This is a genomic window from Synechococcus sp. WH 5701, from assembly GCF_000153045.1.
Classification (GTDB): Bacteria; Cyanobacteriota; Cyanobacteriia; order PCC-6307; family Cyanobiaceae; genus Regnicoccus_A; species Regnicoccus_A antarcticus.
Genome location: NZ_AANO01000028.1, coordinates 1 through 1938 on the forward strand (window position 1 = coordinate 1; position 1938 = coordinate 1938).

Annotated in this window: 1 protein-coding gene and 1 pseudogene; both read left to right on the forward strand. The window is 60.3% G+C overall.

Going from position 1 to position 1938, the window contains the following annotated elements; genetic code table 11:
- Nucleotides 1-716 (forward strand): annotated as a pseudogene (locus WH5701_RS00130) (hypothetical protein); the annotation flags it as partial.
- A gap of 69 nt (nucleotides 717-785) precedes the next feature.
- On the forward strand, nucleotides 786-1938 hold a 1153-nt coding region (locus tag WH5701_RS00135; RefSeq protein ID WP_037978962.1), incomplete at its 3' end, for an ATP-dependent DNA helicase RecQ.

The following is a 1938-nucleotide window of genomic DNA, read 5'->3' on the forward strand; positions in this document are numbered from 1 at the left end:
GCAGCGTCAATCAGTTTTCGAAACGCGCCTTCATGGAAACGGCCCAGGCGGTTCCAGAAGTTCAGCTGATGATCTCGGAGGCGGCCAATGAAGGTCAGGAGATCACGCGGAAGCAAGTTCGTCGCTTGACCGATGAATTCACTGCGGCGACCAGTCCGTTGCTGCCGGAGGAAATTCGTCAGCGCACCCAGGAGAATCTTCTCCCGCCTAGAGCTGTGGCGCCCCTTGTTCGGGAGCTTGCCAAGCTGCCGGAACCGCAACAAGAGGATTTTCGCAAGGTGCTGCGGGATGAACCCGAGCTGGATCGCATTAAAGATGTCACCAGTACGGCCCGTTGGATTACGAAGGCCAATGAGTCGGGTGCTGCCGTTCGGGCTTTTCAGCAGGGGGAGCTCGACTTAGACAAAGCAATGCAAGAGGCGCAACGTCTTGATGCCCTCGGCCTTCTGGCGGACGCGGTGGGTCAGGCGCAGGCTTTGGAGTCGGCGGTTCTCAAGCTGCATACGTCCTGGAGACGTCTTGGCGGTTTGCACGAGCGCCTTTGGGTGGAAAGTGGCAGCAGTACGCCTTATCTCCGTGATGTACTCAATGCCTTGCAGTCTCTAAGTGGGGCCACGATGCGCGTGTCGTTGGGGGAGTTGGCAGGTGGAAAGCGTGTCCGCCTGCAGTTGGTGGAGGAATCACCAGACCAATTGGATCCGCCGCCCTTGGCTTAACACCAGATCTTGTGCTCGTTATCCTGGGGGCACTAGATCTGGTGTGTCCTGGACTCCCTCGAAAGCGCTTTGCAGACTCACTTTGGGTGGGATCGCTTTCGAGCTGGCCAGCGCGCCGTTGTTGAGGCTGTTCTAGAAGGACGCGATGCGTTGGCGGTCTTGCCAACGGGAGGAGGCAAGTCGCTTTGCTATCAGCTCCCAGCGTTGGTGCGTGATGGCTTAGTGGTTGTGATTTCGCCGCTCGTGGCTCTCATGGAGGACCAAGTGTTGGCACTCCAGAAACGGGGGATCACAGCAGCCTGTTTGCATGCAGGGCTTGATCCAGGCCGAAGGCAACAAGCCATGGCGCGTTTGCGCGATGAATCCCTGAGATTGCTTTACATCGCGCCGGAGCGCTTGCAGGGAGAGGCGACGCGCCAGATGTTGGAAAACCATGCATCTGAGGGACGTCTCGTGGCTCTTGCCGTCGATGAGGCCCACTGCATCAGTGCCTGGGGGCACGACTTCCGTCCTGACTACAGACGTTTGGGCATGATTCGTCGACTCTGCCCCGGCGTTCCGATGCTGGCGTTGAGTGCGACGGCGGCTCCGAGGGTGCGGGCCGACATCCTGCGCTTGCTCGATCTCCGCAGTCCCTTGGTGCAGGTGAGCTCGGCTCGGCGCGTCAATCTGAACTACACGATGCAACGTCGGCCTAGGGATCCGATGCCGCAGGTGCTGGAGGCCTTGGAGCAATCCCGAGGAGCTGCGTTGATCTATGCCCGGACGCGCCGGTCTGTCGAGCTCTGGGCCGAGCGGCTCCGGGAGCACAAAGTTGATGCCACGCCGTACCACGCTGGGTTGGACCCAGACACCCGTCGGACGGCTTTGACGCGGTTCTTGGAACAGAAGCGTCCCGTGCTCGTGGCAACTGTGGCTTTTGGCATGGGGGTCGATCGTGGTGATGTCGGCTTGGTGCTCCACCTGGATCTTCCAGCAACCCCTGAGGGCTATTTGCAGGAATCGGGTCGGGCAGGACGCGACGGCCAACCCGCCAGTTGTCTTGTGTTGTTCTCTCCAGGCGATCGCACAACGTTGAGCTGGGCGATGCAGGCGTCCGGTCGTTCAGGTTCCTCGCTAGAGGAGCGCCGACGCCTTGATCTTGCTCAGCAGCAGCTCCGACGGATGGAGGCTGTTGCTGAAGGCGAGATGTGTCGTGAGCAGGCTTTGTTGCTGGCTGTGG